This is a genomic window from Bacillus sp. DB-2, from assembly GCF_003315125.1.
Taxonomy (GTDB): domain Bacteria; phylum Bacillota; class Bacilli; order Bacillales; family Bacillaceae_G; genus Bacillus_A; species Bacillus_A mycoides.
Window position 1 is genome coordinate 164564 of sequence record NZ_QNRN01000001.1, and the last position, 16571, is coordinate 181134.

General features: G+C 36.3%; 19 protein-coding genes. 2 read left to right on the forward strand and 17 right to left on the reverse strand.

Annotated features, from left to right (window positions below; translation table 11 throughout):
* Nucleotides 1-17: 17 nt before the first annotated feature.
* Nucleotides 18-422 (reverse strand): DoxX family protein, encoded by a 405-nt coding sequence (locus DET63_RS00950; protein ID WP_070144931.1) that lies wholly within the window; start codon nt 420-422, stop codon nt 18-20.
* Between the two features lie 156 nt (nt 423-578).
* Here DET63_RS00950 and DET63_RS00955 point away from each other — a divergent pair, with 156 nt between their 5' ends.
* Entirely contained in the window at nt 579-1124 is a 546-nt protein-coding gene (locus DET63_RS00955) for a helix-turn-helix domain-containing protein (RefSeq protein ID WP_113935619.1), read from the forward strand.
* A 39-nt stretch (nt 1125-1163) separates the two neighbouring features.
* On the opposite strand, the gene DET63_RS00960 is transcribed toward DET63_RS00955, so the two are convergent.
* The 13 genes from DET63_RS00960 to DET63_RS01020 form a co-directional block, all read right to left on the reverse strand.
* A complete protein-coding gene (locus tag DET63_RS00960; protein WP_002088730.1) occupies nt 1164-1541 on the reverse strand; it encodes a hotdog family protein in 378 nt (125 codons plus the stop codon).
* A 109-nt stretch (nt 1542-1650) separates the two neighbouring features.
* The gene (locus tag DET63_RS00965) at nt 1651-2109 is read right to left on the reverse strand and encodes a GNAT family N-acetyltransferase (protein WP_113935620.1); all 459 of its coding nucleotides are present in this window, start codon (nt 2107-2109) and stop codon (nt 1651-1653) included.
* Between the two features lie 58 nt (nt 2110-2167).
* Entirely contained in the window at nt 2168-2695 is a 528-nt protein-coding gene (locus DET63_RS00970; RefSeq protein WP_113935621.1) for a GNAT family N-acetyltransferase, read from the reverse strand.
* Nucleotides 2696-2989: 294 nt separating this feature from the next.
* Complete coding sequence (locus DET63_RS00975) at nt 2990-3385, reverse strand: ankyrin repeat domain-containing protein (RefSeq protein WP_113935622.1); 396 nt, start codon at nt 3383-3385, stop codon at nt 2990-2992.
* On the reverse strand, nt 3352-4170 hold the full coding sequence (locus DET63_RS00980) for an ABC transporter ATP-binding protein (RefSeq protein ID WP_113935623.1): 819 nt from the start codon (nt 4168-4170) through the stop codon (nt 3352-3354). The genes DET63_RS00975 and DET63_RS00980 overlap by 34 nt, the downstream gene beginning before the upstream one ends.
* The gene (locus DET63_RS00985; protein WP_113935624.1) at nt 4157-5185 is read right to left on the reverse strand and encodes a FecCD family ABC transporter permease; all 1029 of its coding nucleotides are present in this window, start codon (nt 5183-5185) and stop codon (nt 4157-4159) included. Before DET63_RS00985 ends, DET63_RS00980 begins: the two co-directional genes overlap by 14 nt.
* 5 nt (nt 5186-5190) lie before the next feature.
* A complete protein-coding gene (locus tag DET63_RS00990; protein WP_002015260.1) occupies nt 5191-6138 on the reverse strand; it encodes an ABC transporter substrate-binding protein in 948 nt (315 codons plus the stop codon).
* A gap of 147 nt (nt 6139-6285) precedes the next feature.
* Nucleotides 6286-6522 (reverse strand): YrhC family protein, encoded by a 237-nt coding sequence (locus DET63_RS00995; protein ID WP_002034123.1) that lies wholly within the window; start codon nt 6520-6522, stop codon nt 6286-6288.
* A gap of 126 nt (nt 6523-6648) precedes the next feature.
* Entirely contained in the window at nt 6649-9252 is a 2604-nt protein-coding gene (gene adhE, locus DET63_RS01000) for a bifunctional acetaldehyde-CoA/alcohol dehydrogenase (protein ID WP_113935625.1), read from the reverse strand.
* 260 nt (nt 9253-9512) lie between these two features.
* Nucleotides 9513-10646 carry a bifunctional cystathionine gamma-lyase/homocysteine desulfhydrase gene (locus tag DET63_RS01005; protein ID WP_113935626.1) on the reverse strand — a complete coding sequence of 378 codons (1134 nt, stop codon included), beginning with the start codon at nt 10644-10646 and terminating at the stop codon, nt 9513-9515.
* 3 nt (nt 10647-10649) lie between these two features.
* On the reverse strand, nt 10650-11573 hold the full coding sequence (locus DET63_RS01010; protein WP_113935627.1) for an O-acetylserine dependent cystathionine beta-synthase: 924 nt from the start codon (nt 11571-11573) through the stop codon (nt 10650-10652).
* Between the two features lie 82 nt (nt 11574-11655).
* The gene (gene mtnN, locus DET63_RS01015; protein ID WP_002015266.1) at nt 11656-12351 is read right to left on the reverse strand and encodes a 5'-methylthioadenosine/S-adenosylhomocysteine nucleosidase; all 696 of its coding nucleotides are present in this window, start codon (nt 12349-12351) and stop codon (nt 11656-11658) included.
* A 14-nt stretch (nt 12352-12365) separates the two neighbouring features.
* Nucleotides 12366-13004 carry a class I SAM-dependent DNA methyltransferase gene (locus DET63_RS01020; RefSeq protein ID WP_002015267.1) on the reverse strand — a complete coding sequence of 213 codons (639 nt, stop codon included), beginning with the start codon at nt 13002-13004 and terminating at the stop codon, nt 12366-12368.
* A gap of 137 nt (nt 13005-13141) precedes the next feature.
* On the opposite strand from DET63_RS01020, the gene DET63_RS01025 reads away from it, so the two are divergent.
* A complete protein-coding gene (locus tag DET63_RS01025; protein ID WP_002015268.1) occupies nt 13142-13357 on the forward strand; it encodes a YrzA family protein in 216 nt (71 codons plus the stop codon).
* A 36-nt stretch (nt 13358-13393) separates the two neighbouring features.
* Here the strand turns inward: DET63_RS01025 and DET63_RS01030 are convergent, their stop codons facing one another.
* From DET63_RS01030 to greA, 3 genes are all read right to left on the reverse strand, one after another.
* Nucleotides 13394-14044: a YrrS family protein gene (locus tag DET63_RS01030; protein WP_002138429.1), complete on the reverse strand. Its 651-nt coding sequence runs from the start codon at nt 14042-14044 to the stop codon at nt 13394-13396.
* Between the two features lie 116 nt (nt 14045-14160).
* Entirely contained in the window at nt 14161-15915 is a 1755-nt protein-coding gene (locus DET63_RS01035) for a peptidoglycan D,D-transpeptidase FtsI family protein (protein ID WP_002138430.1), read from the reverse strand.
* A gap of 92 nt (nt 15916-16007) precedes the next feature.
* Nucleotides 16008-16484 (reverse strand): transcription elongation factor GreA, encoded by a 477-nt coding sequence (greA, locus tag DET63_RS01040; protein WP_078213491.1) that lies wholly within the window; start codon nt 16482-16484, stop codon nt 16008-16010.
* Nucleotides 16485-16571 lie beyond the last annotated feature (87 nt).

Sequence of the window (16571 nt, forward strand, 5' to 3'; positions counted from 1 at the left end):
TTATACCCCCATTTAAATTAGTTCTTCTTTAACATTTTCTCTTTTAAGAAATTATCTACAAAACCATCAGCTTTCGCAACAAATAAATAAGCACCCATTGCTAATAATGCAAGTTCTAACTCAAATCCAGGATTTTTCCCGTCTCCTAACAAACCAGCTGACCATTTTACTTTCACAATCGCTCCAACCATAACAAGTGCAAATAATAATCCAATATATCTTACACCTAAACCTAGAATTAACAATAGACCACCAACTAATTCCACTGTTGCTACACCGTATGCAAGTCCTCCTGGTAAACCAATGCTTGTAAACCACCCTGCAATATTGTCAATTCCTGATTGGAATTTTGTTAAACCGTGCATAAAGAACGTTACCCCTAACACGATACGAATAATTAAGTTACCAATATGTTGATTCATTTCTTTCTCTCCTTTATAGTTTTGTTATACAAAACTTTTATTTACATTACAAAACATACACTAATTATTTTTATTCGTCAATCCATTTTTCATGAGAAAAAATATTTTTTTTTTGCTATGATACAAATAGTTGTTTACAAAAAGGAGCATGATTTTATGAATATCGGTTCTGCGATTCGTGAAATTCGTCAACGTAGAGGAATTACGATTGCCCAAATTTGTGAAGGAACAGGTCTTTCTAAAGGCTTTATGAGTCAGGTTGAAAACAATAAAACATCACCATCTATCTCAACTTTAGAAATGATCGCTAATTTTTTAAATGTTCCCCTTCCATATTTATTGTTAGAACAAAAAGATCGTTTGAAAATTGTAAAAAAAGAAGAGCGTAAATACAGTGTGTATGGAAAAGATGAACAAAGAATTGAGCATGTTGCGGAGCAAGGTAGTCTCCGCCTATCTCTAGTAGAAATTTCTGCCGGATTCCCGAAAGAAAACTCACCAAATGCTCATGAAGGTGAAGAGTGTCATCTTGTATTACGCGGAAAACTAGAAGTTCAACATGGAGAAGATATTGCGATTGTAGAAGAAGGTGATTCTTTCTCTTGGAATGCATGCGTTCCTCATATTGTTCGCAATATAGGTGAAGAATCTGCATTATTACTTATCTCTAGTCATGCGGAAAATCGAAAACGTGTTTACTAAACGATAAAAAAGAAGCCTGTTTCGTAACAGGCTTCTTTTTTATTCCCTTATAATTCCATAACTCGTCCCAACTAGTACGGTCTTTTCATGTTGATTGCGATAAACTGACTCAATTGAAACTTTTTTATATCCTTCCATTTGCTCAATATTTGTTAAAGTTAATTCACAAGTAATCGTATCCCCTGTAAAAACTGGTCTAATAAACTCACTTACTAATTCCCTCGCTATGTAATGTAACTCTTCGCCTACTTTCGTCCCAATGCTAGCAGTCAATAAACCATGGACCATTAATCGTCCATTCTCATCATATTCCATATGATGTCTACCTTTATCGCCTGTAATATTTGCAAATTCAAAAACTTCTTCCTCGGTAAATCTTCTTTCGTATTTAAATATATCTCCAACTTTTACATTCATTTTTATCCCCCGTTAATAAACTGAATTTTCTTTTATTTTATCACAAAATGAGTCTCAGTTCAGTTTATATTATTAAAATAGCAATCCTTTTTCTTTATTACCTTATAAGTTATCGATGCCCTTCCTTTTTTGCCACTTGATACCCATAGTACGCACATGTTCCATTTCTTGATAACTCTCTTACTTCAAAACCACAACTTCTATAAAAATCAAAATTGTTAGCGGACGTATGCGCAAACCAATCACCATGCGGAAGCTTTTGTAAACAAAGAGCTACAAGTTTCTTACCTAACCCTTTCCCCCTATACTCACACTTCACAACTAAATTTACTATGTTAGCAACCATGATTTGATCAGAAATCACTCTAACCATCGCGACCATTTCTTCTTCATCCCAAATTGTGAAAGCCCATGTTGAATTTTCAAATGCAATCGTAAACTTTTCAATTTGCCAAGAAGGGATATTATCATTACTCCAGCCAGTATCTTCAAATAATGTCTTAATCGCATATGCTGGCACTCCATTCGTTCCTTCACGAATAATTAGTCCATTATGATAAATATACATGTAATCCCTCCCTTTATTTTTTATATACCATTCTCCCAAAAATGCAATTCACCTTTTTTCATCCAACCCGCTTAATGGAATAAACGAGAACATCCATCTCATGAAATGAAGTTGTTTTCTCATAACTAAGCCCTGTTTTTCTAGCAACAAATATTGAAGCTGGGTGGTTCGGATTAATAAGTGAAATTAATTTATTCATTTGTAATGCTTGAAAACCATAGTCTCGAAATGCCGCCGCAGCCTCTTTCGCATACCCTTTCCCCCAATACTTAGGAAGTAGCCAATAGCCAATCTCAATTTCCTCTTTTCCATCTACCTTCTGCTTGACAAGTCCTGCATGACCAATTCGTATCCCTGTTTCCTTTTCAATCATTACAAATAAACCGAGACCGTTTTTATAATTTGGAAGTACCCTCTCCTCCAAACTTTTTTTACATTGCATAAATGTTTTTAACGTTCCATTTCCAATATAACGCATTACCTTCTCATCCTCCCATAAAGAAGCATAAAATGGTAAATCATCCATTGTATATTTACGAAATTGTAAGCGATCTGTATGGAACACTCTTTTATTCACTCCCATCATTTTGAACCTCATTACATAACAACATATTTCAAACTACGTAAGTGTTGAATAATTCATATCAAGAAAGTTACCAAAAAGAAAGAAAATTCAATCTTATAAAAGTGTATTATATCAAAAAAAAGCAGTAGACAAAAGAGTGTCTACTGCATCCATATCATAACTAGTATAAAGAAAACTACAATTGAGGGGGTGTAGGATTTTCAAATATACTAGATACTTATCCCGTTCTAACGGGCGGTAAACCTTCCAATCTTTTGAGTGGAAAGTTTACCGCACATAAGAACTTTGCGGTCATTAAGAAAGCACTGTTAAGTACTCAAATACACGCTGAGCTTTTTCTCCACCCATTCGTGCATGTTGAAGAAGAGTGATGCCATGTGGGCCAGATGCACGTAATGCTTCTGGTTGTGCTACTAAAATGGCTTGTACGACTTCAAGTTCACCAAGCATAGCTGCTGCAAAAATATCCATCCGAGCTCCCTTTTCCAGTAAATAAAGAGCAATATCTTTACGGCCTACATGGGCCGCTGCTCCTAAGGCACTTTCCCAATCTGAGCCACCCCAATTATAAGAAGCATGAAGTAAGCTTGGTGATTCGGCCAAAAGCTCCTGTACTCTTTCTAGATCTCCGTGAGCTGCCATAACAAATTCCCTTACTAACTCAGTGGTAATACGCTCGTCTGTTTGCATCTCTCTTCTCCCTTTTCACAAATTCGTTTCGGTGTAAAAAATGGCTTGTCACTCCCTTGGAATATATCAACTTCAATTCCAAATACACGCTGAAACATTTGATGACATAGTACTTCTTCTGGCACACCATCATACTGAATCTTCCCTCGCTTTAATACGAGTAAACGATCGCTATATTGAGCTGCTTGGTTAATGTCATGTAAAACCATTATAATTGTCATACCAAACTCTTCATTTAATCGTTTCACAAGTTCCATTACTTCCAACTGGTGAACGATATCCAAAAAGGTTGTTGGTTCATCTAGCAATAAGACATTTGTACGTTGTGCAAGCGTCATTGCAATCCAAGCACGTTGCCTTTCTCCTCCTGATAAGGATTGTAAAAGACGATATTCATACCCTTCAAGCTTTGTAACAGACAATGCCCAATCAACAATTTCTTCATCTTCTTTATTTAAGCGACTACTCCATGATTTATGAGGACCTCTTCCGAACTCTATTAGTTCTTTCACTGTTAAATCTAATTGATGATCGTGCATTTGTGGTAACATCGCTAATTGCTTCGCTACATCTGCACTCTTCATCATATGAATATTTTCCCCATCTAAAATGATGTCTCCTTCGCTTTGCTTAAGTAGCCGTGCTATTAAACGAAGCAAAGTAGATTTCCCCGATCCATTCGGACCGATTAAACTAACGATTTCCCCAGCTTTAATATGTACATTCATATTTTGCATTTGAAATCTTTCAGAATGTGCGTAAAACACTTTGTTAACGGAAATCACGTTGTTTTCCTCCTCTATGGATTAAATATAAGAAGAATGGACCACCTAAGAAGGACAATAAAATACCAACAGGCAATTCGATTGGATCGAACCAACTTCGAGCTATCGCATCCGCAAAAACAAGTAATATCCCACCGCCAAGGCATGATAATGGCAGTAAATATTTATAGTCATTTCCAACTAATAAACGTAACATATGCGGTACAACAAGACCGACAAATCCAATAAGACCAGAAACACTAACTGCTATTCCAGCTAACATTGTACTTACTACTATTAAATAAAACCGACTTCTTTCCACGTTATACCCTAATAATTTTGCCATTTCATCCCCAAGCATTAATACTCGAATATGTTTAATACCGAAGAAAGCTAATATAATAGCGAATATCGCATAGTAAATAATCATATTTAAATGTGCCCAACTAACACCACCAATACCACCAGCTAACCACGGTAAAACTGATTGTACTTTGTCACTATGTAATAGCATTAGCGCTGAGGTCGCTGCACCAATTAAGGCGTTTATTGAAACACCTACTAATACAATTCGTGAAGGTGGCGCCCCCCTTTGCCATGATAGTGCGTAAATGACCATTGCTGTAATAAAAGCTCCTAAAAACGCTCCTAGTGGTAAGAATGCCATATGTTGAGGAAATAAAATCATGATTATAATTGCTACAAGACCTGCTCCTGATGAAACTCCGATAATTCCAGGATCTGCAAGAGGATTTCTCATAACCCCTTGCAATAATGCTCCTGATGCAGCTAAACACGTTCCTACTATAAAACCAACGAGCACTCTCGGTATACGAAGATCCCATACAATTCGATGAACTGTCGAACCTTCATCTTGTATACCTTCTATAATGTCTCGTAAAGAAAAAGATAAGCTCCCTGCAAAAAGGCCATAAAAAAGACCTAGAACAGTTAATACGACTAAAGTAACTGTTATTATCCACCTTTTTCTCGCAAAAGGATGTTCCTTTTCTCTTACTATTTCACTACTCTCCATACTTATCATTTCCTTACATCTTGTATACTTTTATACATAAAGTCCATCGCTTCTGTAACTTTTGTCCCAGGATTTGATCCAAATAAATCTGGTGGTAAAATAACTACACGATTTTGTTTTACTGCATCTAAATTTTTCCATGCTTCATTTTTCATCATTTCGCCTTCAAATGCTTTTTTCACACTATTGGGATCTCCATGTGTAATTAAATAAATCACATCTGGATTTGCTTCGATAATACGCTCTACACTTAGCTGTGCATATTGCGGATACTCTTTCATTTCTGGAAAACTAGCTGCGATATTTTTCCCGCCTGTTTTTTCTAAAATATCCCCTGATAGAGATGTTGGTAATGCCGCTAAATAAGTGCCTGGTGCTCCATAAACTAGCAACGCTTTAACGTCACTCTTTTTCTCATATTTCTTCATTTGATCATTAATTTTTTGGTTAAGCTCTTTTGCTTTATCTTCTTTCTTCATTACTGTTCCATACATTTCAATACCCTTTTGAATATCTTTTACAGAGTTGGCTGAAGAAATGATTACTTTTGTTCCTTGTCCTTCGACCGTTGGAATGTTCTTTTGGAATCCATTGTTAGCAACAAGTACATCCGGTTTTAAACTAGCAATTTGCTCAAAATTCGGTTGATGTGCATTCCCGATTACTTGTGCTTTCTTTAATTCCTCTGGGAGAGTTAATTTTGTATCAGGACGACCTACTATTTTTCCACCTAAAGCATGAATAATATCCATGTCTCCCATACTCAACGTAGCAAAACTTTCAGGAACTTTATTGAATGTTATCTTTCTGTCTGAGAGATCGGTAATTTCGATTTTGTCTGTTCCTTTGTCTGTTTTTGTTGCGGATGCTTTTTCGTTTTCTTTTGCACTGCAACCTATTAATAAGAAAAAAATAGATAAGATCGCTGTGAACAGCGTAATAGATTTGTTCATTCTTTCACCTCTAATTGATAATAATAATCATTAACTACTATTCTACTTTAATTGATAAGGATTATCATTGTCAATATGAAACGCATACATTTTCTACAAAAATGAAAAAACGCTACAAAAAGATTTCTTCTTTTCGTAGCGCCCTATTTAACAATTTTCTTCATATTCGCTCTCCTCTAATTGATCACGCATCGTTCTAACACGCTTAAAGAAGAAAAAAGCAAGAACTAAAAATACAATAATACTCCCCATCATAACAAAAGACTGTACCATACTTTTTATTCCACTTGGAATTAATAAACCGATCATTAAAAATGTACTTATAGCTAAAAGCACTTGTGCAAACCGGGTATAATCTGCTATTTTTTCTTGTAATTCTTTCATCTTCTTATCACTCCCATCCTCACTTTATCACATTCTATCAAGCTTAAAGACAAGTAAATAGAACCAATCTGGGAGATGTTTTCCAAAGTAAAAAAGAGCCGCTTACTCGCGGCTCTTTTTTATCTATTATACGCCTTTATATGCTTCCATATAGATTTCTTTCAGCTCTGAAATGAGCGGTAATTTTGGATTAGCTGTTGTACATTGATCTTCAAAAGCTCTTTCTGCTAATAATCCAACACCCCCTTCAAATTGGTCTTTAGCAACTCCTTGTCCTGCAATACTCATATTTATATTTAAGCTTTTTCCAAGCTCAATAATTGCTTGGACGAGTGATTCCACACCTTCCGCTGTTGAGCTTGCTGGAAGCCCGAGCATTCTCGCAATATGTGCATAGCGTTCATCAGCCACAAAGTGCTCATATTTTGGGAACAATGCGTGTTTTCTTGGCTTAATAGCATTATAGCGAACTACGTGCGGCATAAGAATTGCATTCGCACGTCCATGCGGAATATGGAATTCCGGTCCAATTTTATGCGCTAAACTATGATTAATACCTAGGAAAGCATTTGCAAATGCCATCCCTGCGATTGCGGAAGCATTATGCATTTTTTCTCGTGCTTCTTCATCATTTCCATCTTTATATGCTCTCGGTAAATATTTAAATACGAGATCAATTGCTTTTAATGCTAAACCATCAGTATAGTCATTTGCCAGAACAGACACATACGCTTCAATTGCATGTGTTAATACGTCCATACCAGTATCTGCCGTCACATGAGGTGGTACTGTCATTACAAATTGCGGATCAACAATCGCTACATCTGGTGTTAATTCATAATCCGCAAGCGGGTATTTAATATTATTTTTCTTATCTGTAATAACCGCAAATGGCGTCACTTCTGATCCCGTCCCTGATGTTGTTGGAATGGCAACAAATTGTGCTTTATTTCCCAAGTTCGGATACTTACATGTACGTTTTCTTATATCTAAAAACTTCTGTTTTATTCCATAGAATGTCGTTTCTGGGTGCTCATAGAATAGCCACATCCCTTTTGCTGCATCCATAGCTGAACCGCCACCAAGCGCGATAATTACATCTGGTTTAAAGCTTTTCATCATGTCCGCACCTTTAAATACAGTTTCATCTGATGGATCTGGCTCAACTTCAAAGAAAACTTCAACTTTCACATCATTTGCATGCTTACGTAAATAGTGCGTAACTGTATCTACATAACCGTGCTCAACCATCCCTGGATCCGTTACAATAAATGCGCGGGAAATGTTAGGCATGTTTGCTAAATATGCTGTCGCATGTTTTTCAAAATAAATTTTGGGTGGTAATTTGAACCACTGCATATTCTTTTTTCTATTTGCCAACCTTTTTATATTTAATAAATGAGTCGCCGTTACGTTTTGGGAAACTGAGTTTTTCCCGTAGGAGCCACAACCAAGCGTAAGTGATGGAATAAATCCATTATATATATCACCAATTCCACCTTGTGATGAAGGTGCATTTACAATGAGACGGCAGGCTTTCATACGTAACCCAAATTGTTTTTGTACTTCTTTATTTATAGAATGGATAACCGCTGAATGCCCTAGGCCACCAAGCTCTAACATTTCTTCGCAATATGTAAATCCTTCTTCTAATGAATTTGCTTTTACACAAGCTAACACTGGGCTCAGTTTCTCACGAGATAGTGGATACGCCGCTCCGATACCTTTAATTTCAGCTACAAGCATTTTTGTATGTTCAGGTACAGTAATTCCTACTAATTCAGCAATATACTGTGCTGATTTCCCAACAATATCACTATTTACTGCACATGTATTTTCATTAATAACAAGCTTTTCTAATTTCTTTCTCTCTTCCTCTGTTACAAAATAACAATTATTTGCAATCATTTCTGCTTTAACATCATTATAGATTTCCTTATCTACAATGATAGCTTGTTCTGACGCACAAATCATACCGTTATCAAATGTTTTCGATAAAATTAAATCATTAACAGCGCGTTTTACATGTGCCGATTTCTCTATATAACATGGTACATTACCTGGCCCTACACCTAGCGCGGGTTTACCAGTAGAATAAGCCGATTTCACCATACCAGCCCCTCCAGTTGCTAGAACGAGTGCGACACCATCATGGTTCATTAATTGTTTCGTTGCTTCCACAGAAGGTCTTTCAATCCATTGAATACAATGCTTTGGTGCACCAGCTTTCACTGCTGCATCATATACTGTTTTTGCCGCTGCAACGGAACAGTTTTGTGCAGAAGGATGAAATGCGAAAATAATTGGATTTCTCGTTTTTATCGCGATTAATGCTTTAAACATTGTTGTCGATGTTGGGTTCGTTACTGGCGTTACCCCAGCTACTACACCGACAGGCTCTGCGATTTCTATTATTTCTTCATGAGGATCTTCATGAATAATTCCTACCGTTTTATCTTTCTTTATACTATGCCAAATATATTCAGTGGCAAAAATATTTTTAATGCATTTATCTTCATATACGCCACGGCCCGTTTCTTCAACAGCCAACTTCGCAAGCCGCATATGTTGATCGACACCCGCAAGCGCCATTTCATGAACAATGTTGTCAATTTGCTCTTGTGTAAAACTTTCTAATGCTTGTAAAGCTTTTTGACCGTTATCTACTAACGTATCAATCATCTCTTTTACCTCTTGCATTTCATTTACAACTTTCTCTTTGACTACCATGTAAATTTCCTCCTATTCTGTTATCACGGTCTTTATAAGTCCCTATAGGTCATAACAAGTCCCGATTAGCGTAAAAAAATAGAGTTACCTTCCTACATGAATCCCATCACTTGTGAAATATTTCACAAGTTTGTTCGTGAATAACATTTCATGAATTCAATATACATGAAATCATTTCATTTGTGTATGTCTAATTTGTGAAATGTTTCACAAATTAATATAATAAAAATGCACTGCTCTATATTAGCAGTGCATTTTTACTATGCTAGTGCTTGTGCTAAATCTTCAATTAAATCTTCTCCATCTTCAATACCAACAGAGATTCGAATTAATGTATCTGTAATTCCTAATTCTTTACGGCGATCTGCTGGGATTGATGCATGTGTCATTTGAGATGGGATAGAAATTAAACTTTCTACTGCTCCTAAGCTTTCAGCAAGTGTAAAGTATTGTAACTTCTCAAGTACTCTATTTAATGTTTCTTCACTATCTACATCGAATGAGATGATTGCACCAAATCCGTTCGCCTGTTCTTTTGCTAATTCGTGATTTTGATGTGATTCAAGACCTGGATAATATACTTTATTTACTTTCGGATGGTTATTTAAAAACTCAGCAATTGCGCGTGAATTTATTTCATGCTCCTCCATACGAATTCCTAATGTTTTTAAACCACGAAGTAGTAAGAAGCTGTCTTGTGGTCCAAGAATACCTCCTGTTGAGTTTTGTACAAAGTGAAGGTCTTCTGCTAATTGCTGGCTATTTACAACTACTAGGCCTGCAACTACGTCACTATGTCCTCCTAAATATTTCGTTGCACTATGAAGCACAATGTCTGCTCCTAAAGAAATTGGCGACTGCCAATATGGCGTCATGAATGTGTTATCAATAATTGTTAATAAATCTTTCTCTTTAGCAAGAGCAGATATTTTCTTAATATCAGTAATTTTTAGTAATGGGTTCGTTGGTGTTTCTACATAAATCGCTTTCGTATTTGGACGAATCGCTTCTACAAATTCCTCTAGGTTTGTTGTATCTACAAATGTATGCTCAATACCGAAGCGGTTTAATACTTTCGTAATAACACGGTACGTTCCGCCATAAACATCATCTGTTAAAATGACGTGGTCACCTTTTGAGAACAACATAATTGTTGCTGTAATAGCAGCCATTCCTGAACCAAATGCAAATCCAGCATGACCGTTTTCTAATACAGCAATCATTTCTTCTAAAGCTGCACGTGTTGGATTGCCTGTACGTGAATATTCATATCCTTGATGCTTACCAACTGCTTCTTGTTTGTACGTACTTGTTTGATAGATCGGTACGTTTACAGATCCAGTTGAAGGTTCTCCTATGCGAATACCATGAATTAACTTTGTCTTTGCTCTCATTTTTTATTCCCATCCTTTGTATATGTCTTTGCTTAAATAGCGCTCACTACTATCAGGAAAAATCGTTACAATATTTGTACCTGGTGTTGCTTTCTCTGCCTCAAGTAAGCTCGCATGAAATGCTGCTCCTGAAGAGCTTCCAACGAGAAGTCCTTCTTTTTGCGCTAATTCTTTCACTCGTAAAAATGCATTTCGATCAGAAATCGTATGAATTTCATCAAAATAAGATGTTTTCAAAAATGGTGGAATGAATTCAAGACCAATACCTTCTGTTTCATGTGAACCAGCTTTACCACCATTTAAAATAGAGCCTTCTGGTTCTACAATAACCGTTTTAATATCAATATTTTTCTCTTTCAAATAAGATGCAGTTCCCATAAACGTACCGCCAGTTCCTGCCCCTGCAACAAATATGTTAATCTCTCCATTCAGTGCCGACCAAAGTTCAGGTCCTAGCGTTTTAAAATAAGCGCGAGGGTTTGCTTCATTCGCAAACTGACTTGGAGAGTATGAATTCGGTATTTCATTTACTAACTCTTTCGCTTTTGCAATTGCGCCGGTCATTCCTTGCTCAGTCGGTGTATGCACAACCGTTGCACCTAGCGCTTTCATTAATTCTTGTTTTTCAATACTAAATTTCTCTGGTACACAAACAATGACGCGTAAATCATGTTGTAACGCTGCAAGTGCCAGTCCAATGCCAGTATTCCCAGCCGTCGGTTCAATAATTGTTCCGCCCTGGGTAACAAGCCCTTTTTCTAGTGCATCTTCAATTAATTCTCTTCCTAAACGATCCTTAACGCTTCCGCCTGGGTTGTAAAATTCAAGCTTTGCAAATAAACGGACTCCTTCTGGAAGTGAAAAACGCGTAATTTCTACAATTGGTGTATGACCAATCAATTCATGAACGCCACGATATACATTCATCGTGTTCTCCCCCTTATTTGCCAATAAAGAAAAGGCAACTGTATGTATTTTCTTTATATGAGACAGTTGCCTTTTTGTTACATTACTTTAACTCTTCTAGTACTTTTACGATAAAGTTTGTAGAATGAAGAGCTGCTTGATCTAAAAATTGATCAAATGAAACATTTGATTCTTTACCAGCAATATCAGAAAGTGCGCGAATAATAACAAACGGAACTTCATATTGGTGGCATACTTGCGCAACAGCTGCTGCTTCCATTTCTACTGCATAAAGGTCTTCAAATTTATCACGAATTGCTGCAACGCGGTTAGGATCACTCATAAATGAATCACCTGTTGCAATCATACCTTTTACAACTTGAATATTCTCTTCTGCCTGCATACATTTCTCAGCTAATGCAACTAATGCCTCATCAGCTTTAAATCCTGGTGGCATTCCTGGCACTTGACCATATTCGTAGTTAAATGCTGTTACATCTACGTCATGGTGACGAACTTCTGTTGAAATAACCACATCTCCAACATTTAAAGAATGATGGAATCCACCAGCTGAACCAGTGTTGATTACTTTTTCAGGTTTATATTTTTCTAATAAAATTGTCGTTGACATCGCTGCATTTACTTTACCAATACCAGACTTTAGCAAGATTACTTCATGCCCTGCCAATAGCCCTTTCGTAAATTCACAACCTGCAACAGTTTCTGTTTCTGCTTGTTCTAGTTTGTCACGTAAAATACGTACTTCTTCTTCCATTGCTCCAATTACAGCAATTCTCAATCTAATCCCTCTTTCTATTGCTTAGTTGCCTCCATTACCCAAACGAAATGATTTAATCTCGTAAACGTTACGTGGAAGCCATTGTTTTCAAAAATAGATTGCATGATCGGAATACGTGTATAGTATTCTGTTTGCAAATCGTTTGCTAACTGATGAAAACCTCTTTGTTTTGCTACTTCGACAGTTTTATCATATGCATCTTGATCTGCAAATATCGTATCAGCAAACACTATTTTACCACCTTTGTTTAGCAATTGACTATACTTCGCAATTGCTACGTCTTTTTCTTCATCTATTAAATGATGAAATGCGTAAGTGCTCACAATAGTATCGATTGAATTTGGGACTTCAAATGAAAGAAAATCACCCTCTGTAATTGAAAACTCTTTTGGTAATTTCTCTTTTGCAATAGTACGCATTTCGCGTGACGGTTCTATACCGTAAACTGTGCGACCAGCAAGTAATAATTTATTTGTTAAATTGCCAGTACCAACACCGAATTCTAATACGTTGCCAAATGACTTGTTAACTACATCCTCTAAAATGTCCTCATAATGGGCGAAAACTTCTTTATATTGTATATCTTCGCCTTGTACAAATGAGTCGTACGTATGAGCCCATTCATCAAATAAACCATTAAATTCTGTTCCCATAAAAATTCCCCTTTTTCTTATCGGTTTTATCAGTATGATATTCTCTCTTTCTAAAAATGTCAATTGAAATGTACGTAGTATTTCCTTCTTTTCTTTGTTACACTATAGGTGATTATCATAGGAGAGGGGGCATCTTCGTGTCATTTACCTTTGAAATGTTAGAAGATAAAGTAGAATTTTTCGAGGCTGCAAACTTAGTTTCTCTAGAAAAAAAAATTAACGAACAAATTGATAATAATAAAGCACTTATGCTCGAAGTTCATCATATTTCTCACCAAATGATTATGGATCCTGAAAGCAAAAGACCTTATTATAGTGCGGTTGTTCATTTTAAATTAAAGAAATTACGCTAACTAAAAAAAGAGAAGCTCTTAAGAGCCTCTCTTTTTTTAGTTTAGAGTTTGAACGAGTACTGGTTTCCAGCCCTCATTGTCTACCCAATCAATATTTACATAATATTTTTTACCTGATTGTTTATCTTGTACGTTACCGTAAGCTTTATTCTTACCGTTATTTCCAATTCTATGGATAACTAATTGATTTACTGGAACGTCAATTGCAGCTGAAATCGCTTGATTCATCTCATTCCAATCTGCTGTACCTTTTTTAAACGTCATCGCAGGTGTTGCACCTTGCTCTGTACCTACTGGCTTCCAAGAAGATTTCGTATAAGCATCTGTTGCCTGTGACTGTGTTTTTTCAGCTGGTGCTTTCTCGTTAGCTTTCGCTTCTTCTTCAGCTTTTTTCTTTTCTTCCTCAGCCTTTTGCTTCTCTTCTTCTTCCTTCTTCTTAGCCTCTGTCTTATCTTGCTCATTCTTCTTCGGCTCTTCTTTACCTTTAGCTTTCTCAGCTTTATTCTCTTTTGTTGTTTGCTGAGCTACCTTTTTATCATTAGAAGACGCTTGCTCTTTTGTGTCAGGAACAAACAATTGATATGCTACAATAGCTACTGCTACTAATACAATAGCGATTGCAATATTTAAAACACCGTTTTGACGACGTTTTTGTTGTTTCTGTTGGAATCTAGATCCTCCTGCCATTCTTCAAACCTCCATGCAGTTTTTCATACTTGCTATTGTAACATTAAATCTAGAAAGGTTGAACATTTACAATAATATTTTCACGAAATGAAAACATTTCATAAATAATTGCAAGATTACTTTTCAATTTCTAATTGATGAATTGCCTCTACCATTTCTGCAAAAACTGGTGTGACTACATTTTCATTACTATCTGTTTCTATATCAACTACAACTAAAGCATATCTTGGGTTTTCATATGGAAAATAACCTGCAAACCAGCGATTCACCCTCTCTCCTTTTCCTGTTTGTGCCGTCCCAGATTTTCCAGCGACAGTTAGTGGCAACGAACGGAATGCGGTTCCCGTTCCTTTCTCCATCGTTACAACGGCTCTTAACAACTGTTGTAATTTTTTCATCGTTTCATAAGAAAGCTGTTTCCCATTTAATTTATGATTTTCAAATGCAAAAAAGTCGGTTCCATTTTTATACACTATTTTTTTCACAGCTTTCACTTCCATCTTCTCTCCACCTCTAGCAATTGTCGCCATCATATTCGCTATAGTTAGAGGTGACACACGTACATCTTTTTGTCCGACCATCGTTTGAGCAATCGCTTTTCTACTATCTTTATTTTCTTCGCTTCCCCAAATAATAGCACTCTTTTCTTCTGGCAATTGCTCAAATTCTGGTGTATGAAACACTGAACCTTTCCAACCTACCTTCTCACTTGCTCCTAAGGCCTCTAAATACGTTTCTAATACTTCCCTATCCTTTTGCATTAGTTCATCACCTAATACGGCAAACGTTCGATTACAGCTTCTAGCAAAGCTTTCCTTAAAGTTTAATGACCCCATCATAACTTGTGGAAGATTTTCACCGTATAAATCCGTATTACAGTTAAATGTACGATTAAACCGCACCAAATTCTCATCAATTACTGCTGCTGCAACTACTGTTTTAAAAACAGACCCTGGAAAATGAGGAGTTAACATTTGATTTTCAAGTGTAGATTTATATATCCTCCTATCATTCATCTGTAAAGAAGGCCTACTTACCATTGCTAAAACTTCACTATTCTTTATGTCTAGTAATACTAACCCACCTTTTTTTATTCCGTTTTCATCTATAATCTTCTCTGCTCGTCGTTGCAACGTTTTATGTATTGTTGTTTGAATAGTAACTGGATAAAATGGATTTCCTGGTGAAGTGTATTTCGCCTGCTTCCCAAAAATCGGTTCTCCTTGTCGATCCACTTGATATAGTACTTTCGCTTCTCCATCAGTCAGTAAAAATTCATCAAATGATTGTTGCAATCCAGAAATACCAATTGGCGTTTGTTTCGAAGTTTTTTTCATTTCTCCATAACGCTTTTGAAATTCCTGTTCATTCTCTCCCACATCACCAATTAAATGATTTGCCTCCCCCATTTGCTTCAGTCGAACTTCTGCTGCTACAATACCTAAAATATCTAATTGATTTACCTTCTTCATCTGCTCGAGCGTTAATTGAAATGGGGTATTCTCCTTTCGTAATATAAATGCTTGATTCTTATTTTTCATTTGCAGTCTTATCTCTTGTCTCGACACACCAATGATATGCGCAATTTTCTCTAACATGTCATTTTTTATTTGTAAAAACGGAAAAACAATTAAGACTGGATATTTCTCTTCACCAATTTCCTTACCATTTCGATCTGTAAAATGCCCTCTTCCATTATCTACTGTAAGTGATTGTGTTCGTTGCGTAACACTTTTTTCAATCAGATTGATATTTCGGTCAGTAAATGATTCCGTATCTATAATCTGTATTTGGATTAAACGACAAAGTAATAAAAAAATCACACCCATAAAACAAATTAAAACAATTATAATTCTCCGTTTCATTTTCATAAAAAACACCTCGTCTATTGTAGTTTAGACGAGGTGTTTCACCTTTTATACAAATAAAAAATCACTCGTTTTTACACGAGTGATTTTTTACGTTATTTTACAGAGATAATCTCTACTTGCATTTCTCCACCTGGTGTTTGGATTGCTACCTTCTCACCAATTTGCTTACCTAATAAGCTTTTTGCGATTGGAGAATCGTTAGAAATTCTTCCTTCAAATGGATCGGCTTCTGCGCTACCTACGATTATGTACGCTTCTTCGTCTCCACCTGGTAACTCTTTAAATATTACTGTTTTACCTAATGTTACAACTGTAGACTCTTCACCATTGTCTTCAATGATAACCGCATTACGAATCATGTTTTCAAGTTGTGTAATACGTCCTTCTACGAATGCTTGCTCATCTTTCGCTGCATCATACTCAGAGTTCTCTGAAAGATCTCCGAAGCTACGTGCGATCTTAATACGCTCTACAACTTCTTTACGTCTTACTGTTTTTAATTGTTCAACTTCGTTCTCTAGTTTTTGCTTACCCTCTTGCGTCATAGGGTATGTTTTTTCTGTTGCCATGTTTTCCACTCCTTTTATATACCAATCCCCCGAAAAAAAGAGGAGTTCCATATGAAAACTCCTCCGCTTATATAGCGGAGGTTTCTA

Coding starts and splice junctions, on each gene's coding strand:
- DET63_RS00950 (WP_070144931.1), bottom strand. CDS start 422: ATGAATCAACATATTGGTAACTTAATTATTCGTATCGTGTTAGGGGTA.
- DET63_RS00955 (WP_113935619.1), top strand. CDS start 579: ATGAATATCGGTTCTGCGATTCGTGAAATTCGTCAACGTAGAGGAATT.
- DET63_RS00960 (WP_002088730.1), bottom strand. CDS start 1,541: ATGAATGTAAAAGTTGGAGATATATTTAAATACGAAAGAAGATTTACC.
- DET63_RS00965 (WP_113935620.1), bottom strand. CDS start 2,109: ATGTATATTTATCATAATGGACTAATTATTCGTGAAGGAACGAATGGA.
- DET63_RS00970 (WP_113935621.1), bottom strand. CDS start 2,695: ATGATGGGAGTGAATAAAAGAGTGTTCCATACAGATCGCTTACAATTT.
- DET63_RS00975 (WP_113935622.1), bottom strand. CDS start 3,385: ATGCAAACAGACGAGCGTATTACCACTGAGTTAGTAAGGGAATTTGTT.
- DET63_RS00985 (WP_113935624.1), bottom strand. CDS start 5,185: ATGGAGAGTAGTGAAATAGTAAGAGAAAAGGAACATCCTTTTGCGAGA.
- DET63_RS00990 (WP_002015260.1), bottom strand. CDS start 6,138: ATGAACAAATCTATTACGCTGTTCACAGCGATCTTATCTATTTTTTTC.
- DET63_RS00995 (WP_002034123.1), bottom strand. CDS start 6,522: ATGAAAGAATTACAAGAAAAAATAGCAGATTATACCCGGTTTGCACAA.
- adhE (WP_113935625.1), bottom strand. CDS start 9,252: ATGGTAGTCAAAGAGAAAGTTGTAAATGAAATGCAAGAGGTAAAAGAG.
- DET63_RS01005 (WP_113935626.1), bottom strand. CDS start 10,646: ATGAGAGCAAAGACAAAGTTAATTCATGGTATTCGCATAGGAGAACCT.
- DET63_RS01010 (WP_113935627.1), bottom strand. CDS start 11,573: ATGAATGTATATCGTGGCGTTCATGAATTGATTGGTCATACACCAATT.
- DET63_RS01020 (WP_002015267.1), bottom strand. CDS start 13,004: ATGGGAACAGAATTTAATGGTTTATTTGATGAATGGGCTCATACGTAC.
- DET63_RS01030 (WP_002138429.1), bottom strand. CDS start 14,044: ATGGCAGGAGGATCTAGATTCCAACAGAAACAACAAAAACGTCGTCAA.
- DET63_RS01035 (WP_002138430.1), bottom strand. CDS start 15,915: ATGAAAATGAAACGGAGAATTATAATTGTTTTAATTTGTTTTATGGGT.
- greA (WP_078213491.1), bottom strand. CDS start 16,484: ATGGCAACAGAAAAAACATACCCTATGACGCAAGAGGGTAAGCAAAAA.